The 25,581-nt window shown below is 64.1% G+C and carries 24 protein-coding genes and 1 tRNA gene; 11 read left to right on the top strand and 14 right to left on the bottom strand.

The genetic code is table 11. The features are described from left to right. Positions 1-19: 19 nt before the first annotated feature. The 5 genes from E3T50_RS05095 (at position 20) to E3T50_RS05075 (ending at position 4,219) form a co-directional block, all read left to right on the top strand. Positions 20-946, top strand: coding sequence for a Ppx/GppA phosphatase family protein (locus tag E3T50_RS05095; RefSeq protein ID WP_134464216.1), 927 nt, complete (start codon positions 20-22; stop codon positions 944-946). Between the two features lie 369 nt (positions 947-1,315). Then, positions 1,316-1,570 carry a hypothetical protein gene (locus E3T50_RS05090; protein ID WP_134550870.1) on the top strand — a complete coding sequence of 85 codons (255 nt, stop codon included), beginning with the start codon at positions 1,316-1,318 and terminating at the stop codon, positions 1,568-1,570. Positions 1,571-1,659: 89 nt separating this feature from the next. Next, positions 1,660-2,265, top strand: coding sequence for a DUF305 domain-containing protein (locus tag E3T50_RS05085; protein WP_241990769.1), 606 nt, complete (start codon positions 1,660-1,662; stop codon positions 2,263-2,265). 141 nt (positions 2,266-2,406) lie between these two features. After that, the gene (locus E3T50_RS05080; RefSeq protein WP_134550869.1) at positions 2,407-3,261 is read left to right on the top strand and encodes a M23 family metallopeptidase; all 855 of its coding nucleotides are present in this window, start codon (positions 2,407-2,409) and stop codon (positions 3,259-3,261) included. A gap of 46 nt (positions 3,262-3,307) precedes the next feature. Further along, positions 3,308-4,219 carry a F510_1955 family glycosylhydrolase gene (locus E3T50_RS05075; protein WP_206751311.1) on the top strand — a complete coding sequence of 304 codons (912 nt, stop codon included), beginning with the start codon at positions 3,308-3,310 and terminating at the stop codon, positions 4,217-4,219. Between the two features lie 27 nt (positions 4,220-4,246). Here the strand turns inward: E3T50_RS05075 and E3T50_RS05070 are convergent, their stop codons facing one another. The 4 genes from E3T50_RS05070 to E3T50_RS05055 form a co-directional block, all read right to left on the bottom strand. Beyond that, positions 4,247-5,257, bottom strand: coding sequence for a sensor histidine kinase (locus E3T50_RS05070; protein ID WP_134550867.1), 1,011 nt, complete (start codon positions 5,255-5,257; stop codon positions 4,247-4,249). Next, the gene (locus tag E3T50_RS05065; protein ID WP_241990768.1) at positions 5,254-5,928 is read right to left on the bottom strand and encodes a response regulator transcription factor; all 675 of its coding nucleotides are present in this window, start codon (positions 5,926-5,928) and stop codon (positions 5,254-5,256) included. The genes E3T50_RS05070 and E3T50_RS05065 overlap by 4 nt, the downstream gene beginning before the upstream one ends. Continuing rightward, on the bottom strand, positions 5,918-6,181 hold the full coding sequence (locus E3T50_RS05060) for a hypothetical protein (RefSeq protein WP_134550866.1): 264 nt from the start codon (positions 6,179-6,181) through the stop codon (positions 5,918-5,920). Before E3T50_RS05060 ends, E3T50_RS05065 begins: the two co-directional genes overlap by 11 nt. A gap of 564 nt (positions 6,182-6,745) precedes the next feature. Then, positions 6,746-7,210 (bottom strand): hypothetical protein, encoded by a 465-nt coding sequence (locus tag E3T50_RS05055; protein WP_134550865.1) that lies wholly within the window; start codon positions 7,208-7,210, stop codon positions 6,746-6,748. 297 nt (positions 7,211-7,507) lie between these two features. Here E3T50_RS05055 and E3T50_RS05050 point away from each other — a divergent pair, with 297 nt between their 5' ends. The 3 genes from E3T50_RS05050 to E3T50_RS05040 all read left to right on the top strand — a co-directional run bounded on the left by E3T50_RS05050 (position 7,508) and on the right by E3T50_RS05040 (position 9,218). Then, on the top strand, positions 7,508-7,735 hold the full coding sequence (locus E3T50_RS05050) for a hypothetical protein (RefSeq protein WP_134550864.1): 228 nt from the start codon (positions 7,508-7,510) through the stop codon (positions 7,733-7,735). Between the two features lie 139 nt (positions 7,736-7,874). Continuing rightward, positions 7,875-8,408 carry a hypothetical protein gene (locus E3T50_RS05045; RefSeq protein WP_134550863.1) on the top strand — a complete coding sequence of 178 codons (534 nt, stop codon included), beginning with the start codon at positions 7,875-7,877 and terminating at the stop codon, positions 8,406-8,408. A 3-nt stretch (positions 8,409-8,411) separates the two neighbouring features. Then, complete coding sequence (locus E3T50_RS05040) at positions 8,412-9,218, top strand: hypothetical protein (protein ID WP_134550862.1); 807 nt, start codon at positions 8,412-8,414, stop codon at positions 9,216-9,218. Positions 9,219-9,400: 182 nt separating this feature from the next. Here the strand turns inward: E3T50_RS05040 and E3T50_RS05035 are convergent, their stop codons facing one another. The 8 genes from E3T50_RS05035 to hisS form a co-directional block, all read right to left on the bottom strand. Then, entirely contained in the window at positions 9,401-9,922 is a 522-nt protein-coding gene (locus E3T50_RS05035) for a GNAT family N-acetyltransferase (RefSeq protein WP_134550861.1), read from the bottom strand. A 583-nt stretch (positions 9,923-10,505) separates the two neighbouring features. Beyond that, positions 10,506-10,582 (bottom strand) — tRNA-Leu (locus tag E3T50_RS05030). A gap of 74 nt (positions 10,583-10,656) precedes the next feature. Continuing rightward, positions 10,657-12,153 (bottom strand): NAD(P)/FAD-dependent oxidoreductase, encoded by a 1,497-nt coding sequence (locus E3T50_RS05025; protein WP_134550860.1) that lies wholly within the window; start codon positions 12,151-12,153, stop codon positions 10,657-10,659. Positions 12,154-12,175: 22 nt separating this feature from the next. After that, positions 12,176-13,492: a S8 family serine peptidase gene (locus E3T50_RS05020; protein ID WP_338145339.1), complete on the bottom strand. Its 1,317-nt coding sequence runs from the start codon at positions 13,490-13,492 to the stop codon at positions 12,176-12,178. Beyond that, on the bottom strand, positions 13,489-14,037 hold the full coding sequence (locus tag E3T50_RS05015; protein ID WP_134550859.1) for a DUF501 domain-containing protein: 549 nt from the start codon (positions 14,035-14,037) through the stop codon (positions 13,489-13,491). The genes E3T50_RS05020 and E3T50_RS05015 overlap by 4 nt, the downstream gene beginning before the upstream one ends. Next, positions 14,034-14,564 carry an FtsB family cell division protein gene (locus E3T50_RS05010; RefSeq protein WP_134550858.1) on the bottom strand — a complete coding sequence of 177 codons (531 nt, stop codon included), beginning with the start codon at positions 14,562-14,564 and terminating at the stop codon, positions 14,034-14,036. Before E3T50_RS05010 ends, E3T50_RS05015 begins: the two co-directional genes overlap by 4 nt. Before the next feature lie 121 nt (positions 14,565-14,685). Next, positions 14,686-15,966: a phosphopyruvate hydratase gene (gene eno, locus E3T50_RS05005; RefSeq protein WP_134550857.1), complete on the bottom strand. Its 1,281-nt coding sequence runs from the start codon at positions 15,964-15,966 to the stop codon at positions 14,686-14,688. A 146-nt stretch (positions 15,967-16,112) separates the two neighbouring features. Continuing rightward, positions 16,113-17,366, bottom strand: coding sequence for a histidine--tRNA ligase (gene hisS, locus E3T50_RS05000; protein ID WP_134550856.1), 1,254 nt, complete (start codon positions 17,364-17,366; stop codon positions 16,113-16,115). Between the two features lie 122 nt (positions 17,367-17,488). Here hisS and E3T50_RS04995 point away from each other — a divergent pair, with 122 nt between their 5' ends. Beyond that, positions 17,489-18,463, top strand: coding sequence for an ABC transporter ATP-binding protein (locus E3T50_RS04995; protein ID WP_134550855.1), 975 nt, complete (start codon positions 17,489-17,491; stop codon positions 18,461-18,463). Further along, the gene (locus E3T50_RS04990) at positions 18,460-19,548 is read left to right on the top strand and encodes an ABC transporter permease (protein WP_134550854.1); all 1,089 of its coding nucleotides are present in this window, start codon (positions 18,460-18,462) and stop codon (positions 19,546-19,548) included. The genes E3T50_RS04995 and E3T50_RS04990 overlap by 4 nt, the downstream gene beginning before the upstream one ends. Before the next feature lie 11 nt (positions 19,549-19,559). On the opposite strand, the gene E3T50_RS04985 is transcribed toward E3T50_RS04990, so the two are convergent. Next, positions 19,560-20,378 carry a nucleoside triphosphate pyrophosphohydrolase gene (locus tag E3T50_RS04985; protein WP_134550853.1) on the bottom strand — a complete coding sequence of 273 codons (819 nt, stop codon included), beginning with the start codon at positions 20,376-20,378 and terminating at the stop codon, positions 19,560-19,562. Positions 20,379-20,517: 139 nt separating this feature from the next. Here E3T50_RS04985 and nhaA point away from each other — a divergent pair, with 139 nt between their 5' ends. Next, a complete protein-coding gene (gene nhaA, locus E3T50_RS04980) occupies positions 20,518-21,888 on the top strand; it encodes a Na+/H+ antiporter NhaA (protein ID WP_134550852.1) in 1,371 nt (456 codons plus the stop codon). A 58-nt stretch (positions 21,889-21,946) separates the two neighbouring features. Here the strand turns inward: nhaA and mfd are convergent, their stop codons facing one another. Beyond that, a complete protein-coding gene (gene mfd / locus E3T50_RS04975; protein ID WP_134550851.1) occupies positions 21,947-25,579 on the bottom strand; it encodes a transcription-repair coupling factor in 3,633 nt (1,210 codons plus the stop codon). Between the last annotated feature and the right edge of the window lie 2 nt (positions 25,580-25,581).

Raw genomic sequence — 25,581 nt, 5'->3', positions numbered from 1 at the left:
CAGGCTGTAGCGTACACATGTGCGCCTAGGAGTTCTCGACGTCGGTTCGAATACCGTCCACCTGCTGGTTGTCGACGCGCACGAGGGCGCCCCGCCCGTGCCGATGGCCGCCGACAAGAGCGTATTGCGCCTCATGCGCTACATCACCCCCGAGGGCGCCATCAATGACGAGGGTGTCGCGGCGGTCCTTTCCGCCGTGCACCACGCAGCGGATGTCGCCCAGCAGCACGACGTTGACGAACTGTTGCCGTTCGCCACCTCGGCGCTGCGCGACGCGACCAACGGCCCGGAGCTGCTCGACCGGATCGAACGCGAGACCGGTGTCGCCCTGCAGGTCTTGTCGGGCGAGGACGAGGCCCGTCTGACCTTTTTGGCCGTCCGGCGCTGGTACGGCTGGTCGGCCGGCAATATTCTGCTCTTCGACATCGGTGGCGGGTCGTTGGAGATCGCCGCCGGCGGCAGCGAATTTCCCGACGTGGCCCTGTCGCTCCCGCTCGGTGCCGGGCGCAGCACGATCGGCTTTCTGCACCACGATCCTCCGCTGCCGGAGGAAGTGTCTGCATTGCGCAAGCACGCGGCATCCGTTCTGCGCGATGCGGTCGGCGCGTTCGCGCACTTGCCACCTCCGCACCACATCGTCGGCTCGTCGAAGGCGATCCGTTCGCTCGCCCGCCTGGCTGGTACCACCTCGGATGGCGTAGGCGCCGCCGACCGGCTGCGCCTCGGCCGCACCGAACTCGAGGACTGGGTACCGCGCCTAGCCCGCATTCCGGCTGAAGCCCGCCCGGCGCTGCCCGGAATCACCGCGGACCGCACCTTTCAGATCGTGGCCGGCGGCATCGTGCTTGGTGCGGCGATGGCCGCATTCGGGGCCGCGGAACTCGAGGTGTCGCCCTGGGCGCTGCGGGAGGGTGTCATTCTGCGCTACCTCGACCGTTTGCGCTGATCGGTACGCGCGTTTCAGGTCACACCGACCTTTTGGAACCTCTGATGCGGAAACTGATCGCCGGCCTGTGGTGCACCGTCGTGAAAACCCACGCTCAGGATTCACCGCTGGGCGTGCGGTACGCTAACCGGGTTGAGGTTGGCAGGCCATCCTCGAGCTGAAGGCAAAGAGGTAGGTGACATGACGTTGGATCGCGCGGTACGTCGGACAGGCGCATCCGGCTCTCTATCGCCTTTCATCTCGTTACTCGCTCTTGCTGCGCTGCTTTTCGCAGTTTTCGCCTTCCATTCCGAGGCCACCGGGCATGCCATGCACACACCGGTCCCCGCCGCGTCAGCACTTGCCGGCCAACAGGCAGACGTTATGGTCATGGCGGCTGTCCTGGCCGCACCGGTGCTGGCTTCGATGTCTTCCGACAGCTTTGATGGATCGCTTGGGTGCGCGTTGTTCGCGATGACCTGCGTACTGCTGCTCACCCTCGTCGTCATGGTTTCCCTGACTCGACCCCCGGCCAGGTATCGGCGCCCGCTCGATTTCGGTGGCGCCGCTCTGGGAATATGGCGCATCATTGCCGTACCGCTCCCCCGTCCCAGCCTTACCCTTCTGTCCATCAGCCGCGTTTAGACCTGCCGCAGTTCCGAGCCAGTACGTGAATCGGAACTCTGCCGAACCTCGGCCACTCGGGTTTCAAATGCTTGACGACGAATGGATGAATGATGCTCAAACCGCGAACTTTTTTCTACGCTGCTGTGTCCCTGGCGGCAGCTCTCACCCTCAGCTCGTGCGCTGGCGGCAATTCCGCCACGGCGCCTGCGAGCCCTACCGGCAGCCAAACGACAGCCGCGTTCAATGCCGCCGATGTGACGTTTGCACAGGGGATGATCCCCCACCACGAACAAGCCGTTGCAATGAGCGACGACTTGCTCGCGAAAGACGGTCTCGATCAAAACGTCACCGCCCTTGCGACCGCGATCAAGGCCGCTCAGAAACCGGAGATCGCCCAGTTGAAAGACTGGTTGACGGCGTGGGGCGAAGACGAGAACGGCATGTCCGGCATGTCGGGCATGTCGGGCATGGGTGAGGGCTCCAACGGAATGATGTCCGACGATGACATGATGACGCTCCGCGACGCCTCCGGAACAGAGGCCAGGACCGTGTTTCTGCAACAGATGACTGCGCACCATCGGGGTGCTGTGGCGATGGCGCAGCTCGAAATCGATAACGGCGAAAATGCGGATGCGCGGGCGATGGCCGCCAACATCGTCAAGACTCAGACGGCTGAACTCGCCGTCATGGCCACGCTCCTGGCCGCGCCCTAAACCGGCTTGTTCCAGGCGGGGGCTTCCGCTGGAAGCCCCCGCTATCGAGATCATTTCCCGTTTTCTGAATCACCTGCAAGGACTTATTTATGCATTGCCGTCAATTTCCTCGACTGACGCGTGTTCCCGAGGCGGTGCTCCGTGGATAACACCGGTCACGTCGCCACGGCGCCGCAAGCCTCCGGAGCGCTGCCACCACTGTCGCGCCGCGACATGCGCACATTGGAGAACCAGCTCCGCGCGCGCCGATCCGGCCCAACTGAATCAGCCGCACCGCCGGCGCGAGCAGTTCGCCGGCCCGTCCCACAGCGTCAACGTGCTGCGGCCGTCAGCGCCATGGCGATGATCGCTCTCTTCGCGATCAGCACGTCTCTGCCCGCGCTTGCGGTCGACCCGCACACACCGCAAGCCGCAACGCCTGCCGCGGCCGAGGCAGGCGATCTCCAAAGCGTCAGTGCTGGCGGCACCACAACGGCACCCATCCAGCGCGACGGGTACACCATTACGGAAGCACCCGAACCCGCGTCGTACACCGAAGTCGCCAGCAACGGGGAATGGGCCAGCCTGAGTCCGGGGCAGCTCAGCGATCAGGGCTGGGCGTTACCCGTTTTGGGCCGACTATCGAGTCCGTTTGGTTCGCGCCCGAACAAGCCCGTTGACGGTGTGGGCGACTTCCACAATGGCACCGATATTGCCGCTCCCTGCGGCCAGCCGGTGTTCGCCGCGAATGGCGGAAAAGTTGTCGACTCCGGTTATCAAGGCTCTTACGGCAACTGGGTTCTCATCGACCACGGCAACGGCATCGAGACCGGATATGCCCACAACAGTCAGCTCCTCGTCGACGTCGGACAGCTCGTCGTGGCCGGTGAAATCATTGCCCTGGTGGGATCGACGGGTGCGTCCAGCGGCTGCCACGTGCATTTTGAAACCCGCAGCGACGGTGACGGTATCGATGCCGTGCCCTTCATGAGCGCCCGAGGAGTCACTCTTGGCTAGATTTCGCCGGTCACGACTCCGAATTTGTGCACTGGCCCTACCCCTTGTGGGCATCATTGCCCTCACGGGGTGCGCTGCCACTGCCCCCGGTTCGATCGCGGTTGCGCCGGACACCGACCCGGTTGAGAATGCTTTTGAGCATGTGCACGGTTTGGGCGCCGATCCCCTGACCGGTCATACCTATGCGGCCACCCACCAGGGCGTATGGCTCATCCCGACCAGTGTTCTGCCCGACACCTATCTGGCCGGGGCGCCACGAGCCGACACGATCCAGCCCGTGCAGATCGCCGGCCGCGCCCAGGACACGATGGGATTCACCGTGGCAGCGCCCGGCCAGTTGTTGGCGTCTGGCCACCCTGACCCGGCTGAGCAGACCGACCTGGACCTCCCCAATCTGGGACTCATTTCCAGTACAGACGGTGCGTCGTCCTGGACGGCACTGTCGCGGGAGGGCCTGACCGACTTTCACGATCTGGATGCCGTCCCGCTCGACGACGGCTCCCTGCGCGTCTACGGTTATGACGCCGCCGCTGGGGAGATCTCGGTCAGTGACGACTCCGGCCTCACCTGGTCGTCGCGAGCGGTGCTCGAACTCCGCGACCTGAGCGCGGATCCGTCACAGGCCGATCATCTCTATGCCACAACGGCTTCGGGGCTCATGATGAGCATCGATGCGGGCCGATCGTTCAGCCCACTGGCTGGAGCTCCGGCGCTTCTCCTGGTGGATACTGTCAGCGCCGATGCTGGCGGAGGATTGGTCGGTCTGGACCCCAGTGGCGGGATTTGGCGACAGGACGCCGAGACGTGGACGCAGACCGGAACGACCGGTCGTACTCCCGAAGCGTTCACCGCCGTCGGCGGCTCCTCTTTGTGGATCCTCGTCGCGGACGCCACCGGGATTGCCGCCAGCGACGACTACGGGGTCACCTGGACCGCCGTGGTATCGCTGTCCAGTTAAGGGGTGCCGGTCGATCGCCGCCCCCAGTCATATTTGCTTCGCCCGCGGAAATGTAAGCCCGATCTCCGTGCCCGCGGCGGAACTGTCCACCACGTCCACAGATCCGCCGTAGCGCACCGCGATCTCCCGCACGAGGGACAGGCCGATACCAAACCCGGTGCGGGCATTACCACCGCCGTCCACCGGAGCACCGGAGTGTGCGAACCGATCAAAAACACGGGCCGGGTCGATACCTTGAATACCGGGGCCGTGGTCACGCACCGTGACCGACACCGTCTTCTTAGTCACGGCCACGTGCACGGTGATGACAGATCCACTCGGCGCGAACCGCACCGCGTTGTCCAGCAGGGCCACGACGCACCGGGTCATACTGGATGCTGGCATGCGCGCAGACCCGGGATCCGGAGCATCCAATGCAATGGTGATGTGTTTCTTGACAGCGATGAGCGCCATCGACTGCACGGCGACATCAACCGCAGCGAGCACATCGACGATGCCAGTGTCCTGCATCGCCGCACCACCGATTTCCGCCGATTCGAGAAGCTCGTTGACGATGTGGATGAGGTCCTTCGCATCGCTGCGCAACTCCGCGACGACCGCGGTTGATGGGTCGCCTGAAGGCAGGGCGCGTTGCAGAATTTGCAGGCGGGCATCCAGCACCGCGAGCGGGGTTCGCAGTTCGTGACTCGCGTCGGCGACAAAGGCGCGCTGGATGCGCAGCACCTCGCCGAGGGGTTGCACGGCTCGCCGGGTGACCAGCCAACTCATCACGCCAGCCAGCAGGATCAGGGCCACGCCCAAAATCATGGCCGCGCGCAGAAGCTTGACGGCGCTGACCTGCAGGTTGTCGGTGTCCGGCACCCGTTCAAACAGCTCACTGGGCGAAATTTCGGACAGGATGTAGACGAACACGGCAAGGATGACGACCGCGACAACGGCCGCGCAGACGGCCGCGATGCGAGTACCGACGATACGTGAGGCCCGACGGATGGCAAGGATGTCACTGTCAGCGACGGGGAGTCTTCTGCTACGGGTCATGGTTGTCCTAAGCGGTAGCCCTGACCACGCACGGTGAGAACAATGTTGGTGTCTGTCTTGCGCCGGAGGTAGTGCACGTAGGTATCCACCGTTCCGGTGGTGTCTGTAGTGCTGAAGACGGCGTGCAGGATCTGCTGGCGGGAGAATGTGCGCTTCGGGGCTTCAGCCAGGAGTTTGAGTACTTCGTTCTCCTTGATTGTCAGCAGGATGCGTCCGTCATATGGGGAATAGATCGTACGACTGTCCGGATAGTACTCCCACCCACCCACGAGCAAGGTGCGACCCTCCCCGGTGAAGACCCGACGGATGGCTCGCAACCGGGCAAAAAGCTCTTCGAACTCGAATGGCTTGACGAGGTAGTCGTTGGCGCCGATATCGAGCCCGGCCACTTTGTCGCCGGTGGTCCCCAGCGCCGTGAGGAGCAGGATGGGGGTGGTGATCAGCTTGCGGCGGAGGGCTTTCACGACTCCCAGACCGTCCAGCGCGGGCAGGCGCCGGTCGATGACCATCACCTCGAACTCGCCGGCAAGGCCGACGGCGAGACCTTCCGCACCGTCGGCGACCAGTGTGACATCGTAAATCTCCGTGAGCACGTCCTTGATCATGGGCCCGAGCTTTGCATCGTCTTCGATCAGCAACAGTCGAGCGCGAGTCATGATCTCACCGGGCATGCGAGATTCCTCCATAGGGGCGTCCAGCGCGGAGGCCGGATCGACGTTCGCTCAAGTGTGCCATCAACAGCATCAATGCAGCATTCACCAACGACGCCGCGGCGATCGAATCGACGATCGACATCGCCACGTCGGACGGGTGATGCACCCCCAGATACACCGGGGAGGCTGCGGTGCCGAGCACCACAGCCGTACCCGCTCCCACCAGGAACGGCCGCCAGCCGTGGCCGGTCGCGACGATGATAATGCCCACGAGTCCCTCTTTTCGTCGCAGGACCTTCCAAGAAATGGACTCTGCCGCTGCCGCAGCTCGGAGCGGATTGATGTGGCCGGGCCCTCAACGTGACGTCGGCCAATATTTCTGATGGTGCCGGAACTGCGACTTGAACCCAATTGCGGGGCCAATCACCGCCCGGCGAACGGGCAACTTCCCCGTAAGATCAACGTTCTTTGATCACTTGGGCAGTGCCACAATCACGTCATTTTCTTACGTTTGTGGGTAAAGTGTGAGCAAAGTGTGGGCAACCCCGAGGGCACGTTGCGGCCAGTTCACTGGTCAATAGGTAGGGTCGCTGCTGCAGTGAGGTGCACCTAGGCCTGCGCAAGGTGACGTTCGGCGAAGTCGCGGTTGGCGGCGACCCGCATGAGGCGGCCTGGTTTGAGAAGCTGCTCGACCTCGGCTCTCCCATGGTCCCAACGGTTGATCATGGCTGATCCTCCCGAAGTTCAAGACTCACGAACGGACGTTCGGTCAGCGTGCGCAAGAACGGGTCCGTGCTGGCAGCTTCCCACGCGGCCGCGCTTACGATTCGCACGTTCACCTCACGTCCAAGACTGGCGCCCGCGAGGCGTGCCGCCTCGTTGCATGCGCCACGGGGCGGGTTCCCGACGATGAGCACGTCGATGTCTGCCGGAACGTCACCCGGCTCCCCGGCGCGGCGGGCGGCCCAGGACCGTAGATGAAGGCCTGATCGATTCCGGATATCCCCGTCAGATGCTGGGGAATCACGACGGCCGGCCCATACGTCAGAGCGAGCAACTCAGCGAGGCGCCGGGAGGCGGGTGCATCCGCGCGCACTCGCATCTCGACAAACTGACCGCGCTTCTCCGTGCTGGCAAGTCCCATTTGGATGATGCGAGAGACTTCTCGGTGAGCGCTCGCATATGGTGCTTTGGCGGCGCGAGCGAGTTCGGCGATCGTGAATGACCGATCGGCATTCAGGAACAGCCGTGCGAGAATCTCTCCCTGGGCGCGTTCCTCAAGGGCAACCTTGAACGGCATGCCAGAGGTTCCCGGCCGTCAGGAGGCAATCGCACTAAGCAGGGATGGCGGGTTGATGCTCCGCTACCCCAGAACACATCGCTGCAGGGCCTTCCCATAACGAGCCGATATATCTACAGTTTTTTTGTTTTCATAGTTGACGAAAGATGATTTTCAGAATAGACACTAGTAGTTGAACCGATACGACTCGGTTTTCTGTGGAACGGCCCGCTTGATTATGAGCGGCCGCAAGTCACCCTGGATTCATAGTGAGAGCGCGTCGACACGATTTCTCCGAGCCCGAAAGACGGAACACACATGGCTATCAGCCTCACCGATCTCGAACTCTCGACCCTCGACAGCCTCATCACCCCTGTCGACCCCAATGACGACTGGATCGTCACGGACGGCGGTTCTGCTATCCGTTGCGACATAGAGGGTATGAGCGAAGAGCTTGCAGAAGTTCCTGTAGAGCACCGATCGGCACAGACGTTGGAGGCCCTTCGGGCCTACCAAGCGGACACAAGTGCCGCCCGATCGAAATGACCAGAACTCTGCTGCGTATTCTCAAATCATCAACAGCCGCCTGCTACCAGAATCGGTAAACGATCCCGCCACGAGTTCGTTCGTCAAGTCGCTTCCGTTACAAACCGTTCGCCGACCGATTCGATCTGAGGAAGGTCACATGATAATTGATATTGCAAGCTCCGTATTCGGCGTTATTGGAATCGTTGTTTTCTCTGTCTGGTTTTTACTGACGATCGCTTTTCAGAAAAATAATCGGCTCAGCCGGCTAACTACACGGTTTGACCGGTTCACACTCATACCAAAATGGTCATTTTTTACGCCAGATCCCGGTGCGAGTAACTATCACTTTGTTTATCGCAGTCGCGACGATGAAACGAGCGTCAGTCCATGGTTGGAGTTGAATTTATCCCCGAGAGGAATTCTCTTTCCCCTTTGGAACCCTCGAAAACGCTACCGAGAGGGCATGATCGAATTGTTTCAGCTGCTGGCGCTTTCCAGTATCAACTGCTCTACAGAGCGGCTTCAGTTCACCGCGCCATACATAATCTTGCTTGACGTTGCGCGCAAGCGACTCGGAGGTTCATTGTCGTCGCAGGCGTTCTACCAGTTTGCTTTGGTTGAAACACGCGGTCCAAGCGGAGCCTCTGTGCCACGCGTTCGTTTTTATTCGCTGACTCACCCGGTGTCATAAGCCATGTTGACAATCGAAAGCGCCGCACGAATTACCGCCGTAATCGTGGGAATAGGCATTCTTCAAGGTTCTTTGCAATTGCTTTTGAGTTTGAAAGAATTCGGCTCGAGCGGGCTGTTTGACTGGAATAGCAGACAGATCCTCGCTAGGTCACACGGTGCGTCAAGTGGATGGATGGTCGGGCACAGCGGCTCAGTGTGGCTACGTATTGTTGTGATTGCTCGAATCGTCTGTTCCATAGCGCTAATCATTCCGTTTCAAAGCAACCTGCTCTACGCCAGTTACGCAACGATCATTTTGCTATCAAGCATTTTCCTGGCCTATCAAATTCGCTATGGCAAAGATGGCTCCAATCAAATATCGTTCATCATCCTTGCGGGCTTGGCATTCACCTTCCTGCTCCCAACGTCGAGTCCTTTTCAAGCCGTGGGTTTGTATTTCATCGCGGCTCAGGCTTTGTTGGCATATTTCGCTGCGGGAATATCGAAGATATCCAACGCACAGTGGCGTCAAGGATCAGCGCTGCAAAGCATTCTCAACACCGCTACTTATGGACACTCCACGGCCGCAGCCGTACTTCGTAGACGACCTTGGCTTGGAGGCTTCGTCGGATGGTCAGTTATCGTCGTGGAGATCATTTTTCCCGTAGCCGTTGTGGCTCCCCCTGGCGTACTGGTAGCGCTGCTTTTTGCCGGGGCCATGCTCCATCTCGGAACAGCCGTACTGATTGGCCTCGACACTTTCTTTTGGGCCTTCACCGCGACATTTCCGGCGATCATCTTCGTGCACGGGGTTCTCCTCGGCAGATAGAACAGCAGTGAAGTGTTGGAACATTTCATCGCTTTTTTCGATGAAAAGATTCTGTTGGGCGAAGTACTCACCCCGTAGTGGTTTTCGATCAAGGCGTTCGTGGTGGAGATGATGTGCGACGCAGATCGCGGTTCCCGTGTCCTCCGTTCTGAGGTCAGCCGGCCGGCTCACAGGAGGGACCCTCAGCGGGGCAACTCATCAGTCAGGTCGAAGTTCATTTGAATACGCCGGCCGTACCCGAGTTCTCGCTTTTGCTCCGCCAATAACTGATCTCGAAGAAAATCAGAATCGGGATCATGCTCGAGAAAACCCCAGCTCGAGTAGAAAGGGGCGTTCCGTGGAACGTCCGCGAAGGTTCGCAGGGTGACGCGTTTGCATCCGCGCAGTCGTGATTCCCTCTTGACTGCTTCGACGAGTGCGCGCCCATGCCCGCGGTGCGCCGCTGACGGCCTGACCGATAGCTGCTCAAGACGATTGCTGCCAGGGACTTCGAGGACGTGGGCAAACCCGATCGGGTTCGATCCCGGATCGTCGCAGGCTACGAGGATGAAGCCACCCTGCTGTGATGGCTCGACATATGAACGAGCAGTCCGCCAGCCGACTATCGAGAACACGGTCGCGAACAGCGCGTCAGCTTCATTCTCGATCGTTTCAAGAAGTTCCAGATTGTCGGCCGTCGCCTGTCGAACAAATGTCTTCCACATGACTCCGAACGTAGCGTGACGAAGGGTGCCGTAATGGGGACGGCGGATTCAGCCGGTCGTCGCAACAGCGTCCAGCCCGGCTATTCAGACTGCATGGCCAGCAGCACGGTAACCGGCGAGGTCTGGTGGATGGCTGGGCGGGATCTAAGGCGACTCGAGAATGGTGTCGAACGGTTGTCCCCAAGTGGGCGTCTCCCTCGATATTAAGCCCCTTCAGCAGTGTGATGGCCTCTCTCGATGGTTTAGTAAATCTGTGAGCGGAGTCGCGGCTCACAGATACACGACGGCGGGCAGTGGTTGCACCATGCGGCCAATCCTCCCACCTGCCTTGCACAACATCCCGGAGGACGATCGCTTCACGAGCTCCTCCCGCAGCCTTGCACCACCTCGCGAATACTTGCGTTCCGCAAGGATTTCGGCTTACGGAAATTGAGGCGAGTTCGTCGGTGGCCGGAGGGAGCTGTGCAGACGACTTCGAAAAATGACACCCTCGATCGTGCCCGAATGATTACAAATGTGGGCGAACAGGGCACCTGAGGCACCCGTTGCCGAGTTAAAACCACGATCAACAAAGAAATATTTGTGGTGCCCCCACTGGGACTTGAACCCAGACTGTGACGATTTTAAGTCGTCTGCCTCTGCCAATTGGGCTATGGGGGCGTGCCCGATAACGGGCGGTGAGAACGTGGGTACTGTCGGTCGAGGGTATCGCCCGGCAGCACCCACCGAAAACGTTACTTCGAAGCGGATGCCTCGGCTGCCGCCTTTTCCGCAAGCGGAGTCTTCGCGGCGGGCGCCGCAGCATTCGCGGCAGGAGCCTTGACCGTGGGCTTGCGCGGCGCGCGGGGTGCACGCGGAGCTACCGGGGCCTTGGCGGCGGGCGCAGCAGCGGGGGCTTCGGCCGGGGCCGGCGGCTTCGGACGCGAAGCGAACTCTTCGAACACGGCGCGCGGGTTCGCGGTGGCACTCAGCGATACGACATCGCGACCGAGCACCACGTTGTTGACCCAGCCCCCGACGACCCGCAGCTTGCGTTCCCAGCTCGGCATAGCCAGTCCGTGGTAGCCGCGGTGAGCAAACCAGGCCGGCAGACCCGTGATGGCGAGGTTGCCGGACTGGAACACACCGACTCCGACGCCGAGGCCGGCTACTGCGCCGAGGTTTTTGTGGAAATACTGCACCGGGGTTTCGTCCCGCAACACGGCGACGATGTTCTTGGCCAGCAGCTTGCCCTGGCGCACGGCGTGCTGGGCGTTGGGCACGCAGTTTCCGCCAACGCCGCCACCGCTGAGGTCGGGAACGCAGCTCACATCGCCGGCGCCCCAGGCGTCAGCGATGATGTCGTCTTCGGTTCCGACGCGCAGGTCGGCGCGAACCTGCAGGCGACCACGCTCTTCGATGGGCAGGTCGGTGTGACGAACGATCGTCGGGTTCGCCATGACGCCGGCGGTCCAGACGATGAGGTCGGTCTCGAAGGTCTCCCCACTGGAGAGCTCGATCTTGCCGTCGGCCGCGCTGGTCAGCTGCGTGTCGAGGTGAATCTGGGCACCGCGACCGGCCAGGTTGTCGATGACCCACAGGCTCGTCTTGAGCGAGACCTCGGGCATGATGCGGCCCATGGCCTCGATGAGGTGAAAGTTGGTCTCTTCGAAGCTGATCTCCGGGTAGAGAGTGAGCAGCGACGTGGCGAAGGAACGCAACTCGGCGAAGACCTCGATGCCGGCGAAACCGCCACCGACCACGACGAAGGTAAGTAAACGGTCGCGCTCAGGGCCAGCCGGAAGAGCGGCGGCCTTGTCGAAGTTAGTGAGTACCCGGTCGCGGATGGCGACCGCCTCTTCAATGGTCTTGAGGCCGATGGCTTGGTCGGCGACGCCCGGGATCGGGAACGTGCGCGACACAGCACCGGCGGTGACCACGACGATGTCGTACTTGAACTCGTACGGCTCGCCGATCGGCGGTGTGATCGTGGCGGTCTTCTCGGCGTGGTTCACGTGCGTGACCTTGGCGGAGACAATGTTGGTCTTCTTCAGGTGACGACGGTGCGACACGACCGCGTGACGCGGCTCGATGGACCCGGCAGCGACCTCCGGCAGGAAGGGCTGGTACGTCATGTACGGCAGCGGGTCAACAATGGTGACCTCGGCTTCGCCGGATCGCAGCCACTTCTCAAGCTTCCACGCCGTGTAAAAACCGGCGTAGCCGCCACCAACAATGAGAATTTTGGGCACGATGAGAAGGCCTCCTACATGATTATGACGGTGCGAAATCTTTGGGGTTGCGCCGAATTCGCTTGAGATACCGAACGGCCCCAATGCCGAACAACGTTACTAGGATACCAAACCCCACGAGGACAGCGAGCGGAAGACTGATATAGGTCAAGGTCAGTTGGCTCGGAAGCCAGGCAGTGAGCACGTTTTGGGCCGGCAGCGCGGGGTCTTCCGCGGCAGCGGCCGGCGCTTCAGCGACGGGAACCTCGGTGGGAACGACCTCGATCTCAGCGCGGCGGTGCAGCGTGATCCATTCCGTCAGCAGCTCCGTGGGGGTGGCCCCGGTTGCTGGGGCGACGTAGCGGGTCACGGCGGCGGCGGCATCGATCAGCCCGTTGCCGTAGATCGGGCTCGGCACAGTCTGCCCGTTCGCGTTCGCCGTGGCGATGACGCGGTTTATGACGCCCGCCGCATCCAGGTTGGGATACGCGGACCGCACCAGGGCAACCAGCCCGGACACGATCGGCGCGGCCGCACTCGTGCCATCCCACTGCACGTAGGTCGAATCGGGCATGACCCCGACGAGTTTCTCACTCGGCGCTGAAACGGCAATCGTGATGCCCTGTGAGGAGGCGTCGAAACTCGCCGTCTTGTTGCGATCCACCCCGCCGACAGCCAGCACGCCGGGGATCGTTGCGGGGGCGCCCACCTCGGTGGTGCCACTCCCCCGGTTGCCGGCGGCGGCCACGACGACAACATCGTTCTCAAAGGCGTAGAGAAAGGCGTCGTCCCAGCTCTTCGGCCAGTACAGCGTGTTGCGGGTCAGCGACATATTGATGACGTCGGCACCGTTGTCGACGGCCCAGCGGATGCCCTGCGCAATCTGGTCATCGTTACTCACGGCGGAACGGGTGCTGCCGAACGCAACCGAGACCGCCAGAATGGAGGCTTCAGGGGCAACCCCGATGAGACCGGTGCCGTCCCCGGTGCCTCGACCGGCCAGCAGCGAGCCCACGAGAGTGCCGTGTTCGCCGTCGTCATCGTCACCGGCGACCGGAGTCTGGCCATTGGCAGAGCCGAGGCCGGAGACATCCGTTCCCCCGGTCACGACGCCGTTCAGCTCGACGACGCTGCCGTTGACCCCGGAGTCGATGACGGCAACGGTGACGCCGGCACCCCGGGTGGTCTTCCAGGCCTCGGAGAACCCATAGTCGGTGAGCCAGTATTGCAGGTCGCGAATCTGGTCGGCGCGGGCGGCAGGCGCGTCGAGCATGACGGAGCCGCCGACGGTACCGCTAAACAGGGCCGTGGCCAGGACCAGGCCGACGCCGGTGCTAACCCGTTGGGAGATCACGGTCACGCCCGAGCCGGCCCGGGCTCGACTGTCGGCGGAGCGGCAGAGTAGTCCAGACAGACACAGACCTCCGGCGACCAGGGAGCGCGCTCAAGCGCGAGGTCGCCAATCGGGTTCACGCCGGGCCCAGCAGCCAGGGAGTGTGCGGCCAGGGCGTGCAGGCATTTGACCCGGCTCGGCATGCCGCCGGATGAGATTCCGGCGATCTCAGGCACGCTGCCCAGCTGGTCGCGGTCGAATAGAAAACTCGCGTGCGCGCGCTCATAGGCGGCGCGCACATCGTCATCGTCGGCGAGCAGGTCATTATATTCGTTCATGACCTGGGTGGCCTCGAGCGAGGAGATCGCTGCGGTCGCAGCCGGGTGGCAGAGGTAGTACAGGGTGGGAAACGGGGTGCCGTCGGCCAGACGCGGCGCGGTAGCGACCACGGTCGGCGCGCCACAGACGCAGCGGGCAGCAATGCCGACGACGTTGCGCGCCGGGCGACCGAGCTGGGCCGAGACGAGGTCGATGTCGGCCGAGGAGAACGGGTCGAACGGAGGCCGGGTCACGGTGCTACCGGCCCGGGGATATCCGTCGTTGGTACTGCGGCTTGCGGAGCGAGCCCGGCAGTCATGGTGGAGGCGAACAAGGAACCCAGCCAATCAATTGTGGTGCTTTGAATATTGGTGCTGACCGGTGCCGCCTCCGCTTCGAGCGGGGCGACGGCCGGCAGATCGTTGATGACGAGAAAGCTGATATCGCCCGGCAGCACGTACGACAGTCGTTCGCGCGCCTGCGTCGTGACGTAGGTGCGATCGTTCCACCTTTCGCGCTGACTCGTCAGCTGATCGACCTCGGCCTTCTGGTCGGCGACGGTCGCGCTGAGCTGGCTGATCTGCTGCCGCTGTTCGGCGTAGGTGCGCAGGCTCGGCGCGAGCACCACGACGGCGAGCACGAGAACGACCATCATCACCAGTGAAAAACCGGAGAAACGGATGCTGCGCAGCCAGCCACCGGCGGGAGTTTCGGCATGTGCGACAGCGGGTTGCCGCGGTGCAGACTTCTGCGAGGCGGACCCCGGTCGTTTCGGCTCCACGGCAACTCCTCTCACTGTTTTCGGTGCGGTCCTGTTCGAAAATGGTACCGAGTGACGCTGTGGGCCCCTGACCAGCCCACAGTCCGGTGGTCGGGGCCCGCTCGTGCGTGTTGGGCCAGGTTTACGCGGTGAACCGCGGGAACGCCGCGCGGCCGGCGTAGACCGCGCCCTCGCCCAGTTCTTCTTCGATGCGCAGCAGCTGGTTGTACTTAGCGACGCGCTCGCTGCGTGCCGGGGCGCCGGTTTTGATCTGACCGGCATCCGTTGCCACGGCGAGGTCGGCGATGAAGGTGTCTTCGGTCTCGCCTGAGCGGTGCGAGATGATCGCGGTGTAGCCGGCGCGCTGCGCCAGGGACACGGCGTCCATTGTCTCGGTCAGGGTGCCGATCTGGTTGACCTTGACGAGGATGGAGTTCGCAGCCTTGAGCGTAAGGCCCTTGGCCAGGCGCACCGGGTTGGTCACAAACAGGTCGTCGCCGACGATCTGCACCTTGTCGCCGAGCGACGCGGTGAGGTGCACGTAGCCATCCCAGTCGTCTTCTTCGAGCGGGTCTTCGAGGGAGACCAGCGGGTAGTCGGTGACGAGTTCGGCGTAGTACGCGCTCATCTCTTCGGCCGAGAACTTCTTGCCCTCGAAGTTGTAGCTGCCGTCCTTGAAGAATTCGCTCGCGGCGACGTCGAGGGCGAGGGCGATGTCCTTGCCGGGAACGTAACCGGCGATCTTGATGGCTTCGACGATGAGGTCGAGCGCGGCCCGGTTGCTCGGCAGGTTGGGGGCGAAGCCGCCCTCGTCGCCGAGGCCGGTGGACAGGCCCTTGGACTGCAGCAGCGCCTTGAGGGAGAGGTAGACCTCCACGCCCCAGCGCAGGGCCTCGCTGAACGACTCCGCACCGAGCGGGACGATCATGAATTCCTGGATGTCGACGTCGTTGTCGGCGTGCGAGCCGCCGTTGATGATGTTCATCAGGGGCACCGGCAGGGTGTGCGCGTTCGGGCCGCCAAGGTAGCGGAATAGCGGCAGACCGGCTGAGCTGGCTGCGGCCTTCGCCACGGCCAGGCTGACGCCGAGGATGGCGTTGGCGCCGAGGCGTTCCTTGTTGTCGGTGCCATCGGCTTCGATGAGCACGAGGTCGACGATGCGCTGGTCGGTCGCGTCAATGTCTTCGACCGCCGGGCCGAGTTCGTCGATGACGGCTTCGACGGCTTTCAACACGCCCTTGCCCTGATAGCGGGCCTTGTCGCCGTCGCGCAGCTCATAGGCCTCGAAGACGCCGGTGGACGCGCCAGACGGCACAGCGGCACGGCTGACCGTTCCGTCGCCGAGCAAAACCTCGACCTCGATGGTCGGATTGCCGCGCGAGTCGAGAATTTCGCGTGCGTCTACTGCCTCAATTAGGGCCACAACTGTCTCCTGATTTGTCGGGGTGGCGTCTGGGTAGGCGCCGGGGTACTGGTCGGATTGAAAGTAGGGGTGTGCCGGATGATCCAGGCGCTTTTAGTCTAACCAAACCCGTCGGCCGATCCGCTGGGCCGGCCGCCCGGGCCTGGTCAGGCGCCGAGCGGCTTGAAGTCGAGGTCGCCAGCAGCCTGGGTGTCGGCCGTCACGAACGCGAATCGGCCATAGCCGGCCTCACCAGCCCGGTCGAGCAGGGCCTTGAGGTTCTTGGTGCGGCGCTCGAGCCGTACGCGCAGGCCACCGGCGACGAGGTCACGCTTCAGGGCGACCAGGCCGGCCGGATCGGCGTCTTTCTCGTGCACGAGCACGACCGCCTGCTGAGCGGATGCGGCATCCGCTTGCAGCAGGTCGACGATGCGTTCGAAGCCGATCGAGAAGCCACAGGCCGGCACGTCGGTGCCGAGGAACCGGCCGATCATGCCGTCGTACCGGCCGCCGCCACCGAGGGAATAGCCGAGGTCCGGGTGGGAGATCTCGAAGATGGTTCCCGTGTAGTAGCCCATGCCGCGCACCAGGGTGGGGTCGAACGCGAGGTCGACGCCGGGAAGGGCGGCGCGCAGGGCAGTCAGGTCGGCGAACGCCTCCGGGTCGAGCCAGTCCGGCGCGCTGTCGCCGAGGGCCCAGCCGCCGGTCCCGAGCTCGGTGAGCAGGGCGGCCAGGTCGGGGGCGTCGATGCCGAGGGCGCCGAGCTCGGTTGCGACACCGTCAACACCGATCTTGTCGAGCTTGTCGATCACGATCAGCGCCCGCTCGGTCAGTTCTGACGGGACGCCCCAGTGGGCGAGCAGGGCGGAGAGGATGCGGCGGTCGTTGATGCGGATGGAGCAGCCCGTGAGGCCGAGCTGGTCGAGGGTCGCGGCCGTTGCGGTGATCAGTTCGATCTCGGCGAGCGCGCCGGCCTCTCCGATGATGTCGATGTCGCACTGCATGAATTGGCGGTAGCGGCCCTTCTGCGGGCGTTCGGCCCGCCAGACCGGGGCGATCTGAATGGACCGGAACACCGTCGGCAGCGCGGCCCGGTGGGTCGCGTAGAAGCGGGCGAGCGGCACGGTCAGGTCGAATCTCAGTCCGAGGTCGGCCAGGGACAGCAGGTCGTCCTGCTCGACTGCGGCTGCGACATCCGCTGCGCTGAGTCCTCGCTTGAGTACCGCGAAGGCAAGTTTCTCGTTGTCGCCGCCGAGCCCGGAGTGCAGGCGGGCGGAATCTTCCATGACCGGGGTTTCGATCTCGTCAAAGCCGTGCGCCCGAAAACTCTCGCGAATGATGCCGAGGGAACGTTCGCGTACGGCCTTGTCGGCGGGGAGGAAATCGCGCATACCGCGCGGCGGGGTCACTGCAATAGCCATGGGGCAAGTCTCGCAGGTTCTTTACGAGCGGCCATCCGACCCATACAATGCCTGCGGCCTAGACTCGAGAAGAACAAGTGGGGGTGCGCATTCTAGTCACGACATTGTCAGACTCAGCGGCCGTGACGCCGAGTGGTATCGCGGTGACCGGGGTCAGCCGATCGTTTGGCAGTGTGCTCGCGCTGCTCGACGCCACGCTGACCGTTCCGGCCGGGTCGGTCACGGCCCTGATCGGGCCGAACGGCTCGGGTAAGACCACGCTGCTACTCATGCTCGCAACGTTGCTCACCCCCGATACCGGCACCATTCGCATCAACGGTCACGACCCGGTCACCGAGCCGGAACGGGTGCGCGCCGTCATGGGCTGGATGCCGGACACGCTCGGTTCCTGGCCGAGCCTGAGTGCCCGAGCGGCCCTGCAGACCACCGGCCGCATGTACCGCATGACCGGCGCGCAGTCCGCAGTGCGCGCCACCGAACTGATCGCGCTGACCGACCTCGGTGACTTCGCCGACCGGCCATCACGGGTGCTGTCGCGCGGCCAGAAACAACGCCTGAGCCTGGCCCGGGCGCTCGTGCACTCCCCCGGAGTCCTGCTGCTCGACGAGCCGGCCTCCGGCCTTGACCCCGCGGCGCGAGCTTCGCTGCGCCAGCTGCTGCGCCGCCTGGCCGGCGAGGGCACCGCCGTCCTCGTTTCCAGTCACGTTCTCGCCGAACTCGACGAAATGGCGGATGCCGCGGTGTACCTCGCCGACGGGCGCACGGCCAGCCCGGAACAGGTGGCCGCGGCGGGCGCGAGTGCCAGAGCGTGGCGCATCCGCTCACTCGATGAGTCAGCGCTGGAGCGTGCGCTGGCTACGCCCGGCGTGGTCGGTGCGCTCGTGCAGGTTCTCGGCGTGGACCAGCTCGGCACCCTCGTACAGGTGGAAAATGAAGCCTCCGCAGCCGCTCTACTACACAACTTGGTCCTGAGCGGGGTACCGGTGTGCGATTTCGGACCGGCCGTCGGCAACCTCGAACACACTTTTCTCGACCTCACACGGGACAGACCGGCGCGACATAGTTCTGTCGTCGTCAACCCGGAGGTAACGCCATGAACGACCGCAACCGCCTGTTCCTGACCGGACTCTGGTTGATCGTCACGCTGGAACTGCGCCAGCGGGTGCGCGGCGTCTCCTGGTACGTACTGCTGGGTGTCTTCATGCTGCTCGTGGGCATCGTCACGTTTCTGCTTTGGCTGGCCACCTCGGCTTGGCTATCCGGCGGTGGCGGTGTGTTCTCGACCATCATTTTCTTCGTGCTGCTGCTGGGAACCCTGGTGTCGCCGGCGCTGTCGGGCAACGCCATCAACGGCGACCGGGATGCCGGCACCCTCGCCACGACGCAGGTCACGCTCATCAGCACCGGGCAGCTTGTTCTCGGTAAGTTTCTGGCCGCCTGGATCACCGCGCTCGCCTTTCTGGCGGCGGCGCTGCCGTTTCTCATGTTCGCAGTCGTTCTCGGCGAAGTTTCGCTCGGCACGATCAGCGTGTCGGTGCTGGTGCTCGCGGCCGAGTTGGGCGTGATCGCGGCGGTCGGAGTGGGGTTGTCGGGCATCCTGAACCGGCCACTGTTTTCGATCGTGCTGACCTACCTCCTGGTCGCGGCACTCAGCCTCGGCACGCTCATCGCGTTCGCCCTGCTCGGCACCGCCACGCAGCAGGAAGCGACAAGCGTGAACTATCAGGTCGTGGAGTCAACCTACGACGAGCAGACCGGCAAGCAGTCAGACATCGTATGCTCCACCGCCCAGACCTCGACCTACAACGTGCCGCGCTTCGACTATTTCTGGTGGATCCTGGCGGCAAACCCGTACGTGGTGGTGGCGGATGCCGCTCCCGGCAGCTTCGACGAGGGCGGCCGCCCCACCGACCTGTTCGGTCAGATCGCCGTCGGCGTGCGAAGCGCGCAGGCCGCGCCAGAGCTGTACACCGAGTACGACGGATGCGAGGAGGCCGCCAATGGGTACGCCGACCAGCAATTCGACGGTCCAACACCGCAGGAGACCTACGACGGCGCGGTGCCCAGCTGGTTCATCGGCTTCTTCATTCATCTGCTGCTCGGCGCGGGCGCCCTAACCTGGGCCTGGCGCCGCACCCGCACCCCCGCGACGCACCTCCCCGCCGGCAGTCGCATCGCGTAGCCAGCGGGAGGTTAGGTCGGCAGTGCGATGATACCGGCATCGAAGGCATCGGCGGCGGGATGCTCGGCGCCGCGAATCTCAGACTGCAGATCGCGAACGGCGACTCGCAGCGCTCGTTCGGCGTCGAGGCCCTGGGCCCGGGCGGATGCCACGATGGCCAATAGCAGCGGTCCGAGATCAGCCTCGGACTCGATCGGGAGGGGAAAACCGGCATCCGCTTCAAGCAGGCCGATCTTCTCGGCCCGGCCGAGCACCTTGTCGGCCAGGGCGAGCGCCGGCATGCCGGTCGGAATGCCGTCGAGCACGCTCGTACGGCCCGGTTTCTCCGCGGCCTTGAAACTGTCCCAGGCGGCAGCGACTTCCTCAGCACTGTGCAGGGTGACATTGCCGAAGACGTGCGGGTGGCGCCCGATCATTTTCTCGGTCAGGCGGGCAGCGACATCCTGAATGTCGAAGTTCTCCTCCGGCGTGTGGGCTGCCAGGTCGGCGTGAAAGAGCACCTGGTAGAGCACATCACCCAGCTCTTCGAGCAGGTCGTCCCGGCTGCCGTCTTCGATCGCCTCGATCAGTTCGTGGGTCTCCTCGACCAGGTGGCGCACGAGCGAGGCGTGGGTCTGGTCGGCGTCCCACGGGCATCCGCCGGGTGCGCGCAGTCGCGCGACGGTAACGATGAGGGTCTCCAAGGGGGTCGGGCCAGCTGGCCCCACCCCTGCCGGAAGAGGGGACCCCAGATCCGCGACGGTGTCTGCGGCTCGCGGCACTGTCGGGGCCGGATTCTCCTGCGGTCGCGTTGCGTCGGTACGGGCCGATGAAAACAGCGGATTCGTCATGGTTGTGCACTCCTCAGATCGGTTCCATCGTAAACGGCCTCTTCGGCTCAATCGGGTGCCTCGTGTATTCTGAACAGAGGTGAGCCGGGAAGTCTGGTCGGCACATTATGTGTGTACCCAAAAAACCAGAGGATTTCTTATGACCGACCCTTCCCGCGTGCCCACACCGCAGACGTCCCCATCGACCGCGACCATTTTGCGTCGTGGCAGCCACAACGAAGTCGTGCGCATCTCCGCCATTCTGCGCAAGGAGACCGTCGGCGGAGCGATTCTGCTCGCCGCGACCGTGGCCGCGCTGATCATGGCCAACTCTGGCTTCTCCGACGCGTACTACGCATTGCGCGACTACAGAATCGGTTACGAACCGTGGCACCTGGAACTGAGCCTCGGCGCGTGGGCGGCCGACGGCCTGCTGGCGATCTTCTTCTTTCTCGCTGGCCTCGAGCTGAAACGTGAATTCGTCGCGGGCGACCTGCGCAGTGTGAGCCGTGCCATCGTTCCTGTAGCCGCCGCGGTTGGTGGCGTGATCATCCCGGCCCTCATCTACGTACTTATCAACCTCGAGTCGGGCGCCGAAACACTGCGCGGCTGGGCGATTCCCACCGCGACCGACATTGCGTTTGCCGTTGCCGTTCTCGCCGTCATCGGGTCGAAGCTTCCGCCGGCGCTGCGCATCTTTCTGCTGACTCTCGCAGTGGTCGACGATTTGCTCGCCATCACCATCATCGCCTTCTTCTACACGAACGACATCGCCGTTCTGCCACTCGTGCTGGCCCTGGTCCTGATCGCACTGTTCTGGCTGTTGACCCACAAATTCTCCTACTTCTTCGGCACCAGAGGCTGGGCGGCGTGGCTGGTGCTGCTGCCTCTCGGCTTCATTGTCTGGGCGCTCGTGCACGGTTCTGGCGTGCACGCGACCGTAGCCGGCGTACTTCTCGGCTTTGCCGTGCCGGTGCTGCGCAGCAAGCGCGGCGGCGGGCCCAATGCAGGGCCCGGCCTGGCCGAAACGCTGGAACATCGCGTCCGTCCGCTGTCCAGCGGAGTCGCGATACCGGTGTTCGCCTTCTTCTCCGCCGGCGTCACCATCGGCGGCGCCGACGGCCTATACCGGGCGCTCACCGATCCGGTCGCGGTCGGCATCGTTGTTGCTCTTGTCGTTGGCAAGCCGATCGGTGTGTTGCTCGCGACCTTCATTGTGACCAAGACCACGAAGGCGGCGCTCGACCCCGATCTGTCGTGGATCGACGTCACCGGCGTCGCCGTGCTGGCCGGTGTCGGTTTCACCGTGTCACTACTGATCAGCGAGCTTGCTTTCGGCCAGGGCAGCCCGCACGACGACCACGCCAAGGTAGCCATTTTGGTCGGTTCGCTCGTAGCCGCACTCCTGGCCACGGTGATCCTGCGTTTGCGCAACCGCCACTATGGGCGCATCGCCGAGAAGGAGGCCATCGACAGTGACAACGATGGCATCCCGGATGTCTACCAGCCGGAACAGACCTCGAACAACTGAACACCCGCGTGTGATGCCCGGCAGCACCGTCGTTGATCCAACCACGGTGCTGCCGTATTCAACTCCCAGCCGGGAGCGCGCTCGGCACGGCCGGGGGGAAGATCGCCGCCAGCAGCGTCTTGGTCCACTCGATCAGGGCATTGTCATCGAGCGGCTCGCCGTTCGGCCGCGGCATCGGTACGCTGAGCGCGCCGGTGGCGGACACATACCGCGAGCCGGGATACATCCGCTGCAGGCGCACCTGAATCGAATCGGCCAGGTCGGCCGGCGCCACCCGGAGGTTCGAGCCCATGGCCACGACCTCGCTGAGGTTCGCCTGCTGGGCCTGCCAGCGCAGCCGCGACACGGCCACGAGGTTCTGCACCGGTACGGGCGGTTCGCCGTAGCGGTCGGTGAGCTCGTCGAGCACGAGGTCGATCTGGTCATCGGTCGCCGTCGGTGAGCTCGCACTGGAGAGCTTCTGGTAGGCCTCGAGGCGCAACCGTTCACTGTCGACGAAGTCGTGCGGAATGTGCGCGTCGACCGGCAGCTCGAGTCGCAGCTCGGTCTGCCCCTCAGCGACATCGCCGCGGAAGGTGCTCACGGCCTCACCGATCATGCGCAGGTACAGGTCGAAGCCCACACCGGCGATATGGCCGGCCTGCTCGCCGCCGAGCAGGTTGCCGGCGCCGCGAATCTCGAGGTCCTTGAGGGCCACCTGCATGCCGGCGCCGAGTTCGTTGTTGGCGGCGATGGTGGCGAGCCGGTCGTGGGCGGTCTCCGACAGCGGCTTGTTCTCGTCGTACAGAAAGTAGGCGTAGGCCCGTTCGCGCCCACGCCCCACCCGGCCGCGCAGCTGGTGCAGCTGACTCAGGCCGAACTTGTCGGCCCGGTCGATGATGATGGTGTTGGCGTTATTGATGTCGAGGCCGGTCTCGATGATCGTGGTGCAGACCAGAATGTCGAACTTGCGCTCCCAGAAATCACCGACCACCTGCTCCAGCTGCGCCTCCGGCAACTGCCCGTGCGCGATCGCAATGCGCGCCTCCGGCACCAGTTCGGCAAGCTGCGTGGCGATGCGGTTTATGGTCGTGACCCGGTTGTGCACGAAAAAGATCTGGCCCTCGCGCAGCAGTTCCCGACGGATGGCGGCGGCCACTTGCCGCTGCGAGTACGGTCCCACAAAGGTCAGGATCGGGTGCCGGTCTTCGGGTGGGGTAGCAAGGGTCGACATTTCACGGATGCCGGTGACCGCCATCTCGAGCGACCGTGGGATGGGTGTTGCGCTCATCGCGAGAATATCGACGTTGGTCTTGAGCTTCTTCAGGGCGTCTTTGTGCTCGACGCCGAAACGCTGCTCCTCGTCGATGATGACGAGGCCGAGGTCTTTGAAGATGATCGACGGTGACAGCAGCCGATGGGTGCCGATGACGACGTCGACGGTGCCGTCGAGCATGCCGGCGATGGTTTCGCGCGATTCCTTGTCGGTTTGGAACCGTGACAGGGCGCGCAGGTGAATCGGGAATCCGGCGAAGCGTTCCTTGAAGGTCTCCATGTGCTGGCTGACCAGCAAGGTGGTCGGCACGAGCATGGCGACCTGCTTGCCGTCCTGCACGGCCTTGAAGGCGGCACGAATGGCGACCTCGGTCTTGCCGAAGCCGACGTCGCCGCTGAGCAGCCGGTCCATTGGAATGGGCCGTTCCATGTCGGCCTTGACCTCGTCGATGGTGGTGAGCTGGTCGGGGGTCTCCACGAAGGGGAATGCCTCTTCGAGCTCACGCTGCCAGGGGGTATCCGGCCCGAAGGCGTGCCCCCTGCTGGCCATGCGGGCCGAATACAACTTGACGAGCTCAACGGCAATGTCGCGTACCGCTCGGCGCGCCTTGGTCTTGGCGCTCGACCAGTCACTGCCGCCCATCTTGCTCAGGGCCGGTGCCTCGCCGCCGACATAGCGGGTGACGAGGTCGAGCTGGTCGGTCGGCACGTACAGCCGGTCGCCGGCGTGCCCGCGCTTCGACGGTGCGTATTCCAGCACGAGGTATTCGCGGGTGGTCTTGACCGGGTTGCGGCCGCCGCTTGACACCTCACGCTGCGTCAATTCGAGAAAACGGCCGATGCCGTGCGTCTGGTGCACGACGTGGTCGCCGGCCACGAGCTGCAGCGGATCGACGACGTTCTTGCGCCGGCTGGCGAGCTTCTTGATCTGCCGCTCCGAGTACCCGACAGTGCGCCCGTAGAACTCCGACTCGCTGATCAGCGCGAGCTTGCTCTGCGGCAGCTCAAAACCGTGGTCGACGGATGCCTTCAGCAGGTAGGCGATACCCGGTTCCGGTTCCACCGGCCATGCCTCTACCACCCGCGCCGGCAGCTCGCGCTCGGCGAGCACCTGGGCGGCCCGTTCGACCAGGCCGGCGCCCTGGGCCACTATGCCAACGACCCAGCCGTCGTGCAGCCGGGAGGCGACGTGACCCACGGCTCCGTCGACGCTGCCGGCGAAGGTGGGAACGGCATCCGCTTCGATGCGAATGGTGAGCAGCTCGTCCATCTCGAGGTGTTCGGGTAAAACCGGCGCATCGGTCGGTGCGGCCTGGAACGTGCTCAGGGTCCACCAGTTGTGACCGGAGGCCGGCGCGCCAGGGGCCGAGTACTTCACGCTGTCGCGCAGGCGCCCCAGGGTGAGAAAGTCGCCCGATTCGAGGTCGATCGGGGCGTCGGCACCGGCCGTCGCCGCGCTCCAGGCGGCGCCGAGAAACTCACGGTTGGTCTCGGCGAGGCTGATCGCCCGGCTCGCGACCCGTTCCGGCGAGAGGACGGCAACGGCGGCGTTGGTCGGCAGGTAGTGGGTGACGGGCACCAGCCGGTCGACCAGGGCCGGTGCGAGGCTTTCCATGCCCTCGACTGGAATCCCCTCGGCGACCTTCGCGAGCAGACCGGCCAGGCTCGGGAATTCATGCTGCATCTCGCGGGCGCGTTGCCGCACAGCAGGGCTGAGCAGCAGTTCCCGGCTGGGCGGCAGGCTGACCGTGTCGACGACCTCGGGCAGGGATCGCTGGTCGGCGACGCTGAACAGGCGGATCTGCTCGACCTCGTCACCGAAGAACTCGACCCGGTACGGGTGCACGGCGACCGGCGGAAAGACGTCGAGGATGCCACCGCGCACGGCGAACTCGCCGCGCCGGGTGACCATGTCGACTCGGGCGTAAGCGAGGTTGACCAGCTGCAGCACGATCGCCGCGAGGTCGTGGCCGCGGGCGCCGACGGTGAGCTCGATCGGTTCGTAGTCGGTGAGATTGTCGGCGACCGGCTGCAATGCGGCCCGTACCGAGGCGACGACGATGAGCGGATGCCGCGTGGCCGGCTCGGCCTCCTGCCATTCGCGCATGCGGCGCAGGGCGTGCAGGCGCTTGCCGACGATCTCGGCGCTCGGACTCAGGCGTTCGTGCGGCAGGGTTTCCCAGGCCGGAAAGTCGATGATTTCGGCGCTCGTGGCGAAGCAGCCGAGGTTTTCGCGGATCGCCTCCGACTCGCGGCCGGTCGCCGTGATGACGAACAGGGCCTGGGCATCATCGCGGCGGAGATTGAGCAGCGCGGCGAGCAGTGCGGCGCGTAGACCTTCGGTCAGCGAGAAATCAGCATCCCGGCTGGCGTAGGCGAGGGCGTTGTCGAACGTGGAGGCGCGCGCGAGCGCTGCGATTAAGCCCTGAAGGATCACTG

The organism is Cryobacterium gelidum (assembly GCF_004403985.1).
Lineage (GTDB): Bacteria > Actinomycetota > Actinomycetes > Actinomycetales > Microbacteriaceae > Cryobacterium > Cryobacterium gelidum.
This window is presented reverse-complemented; position numbering and strand designations above follow the sequence as displayed.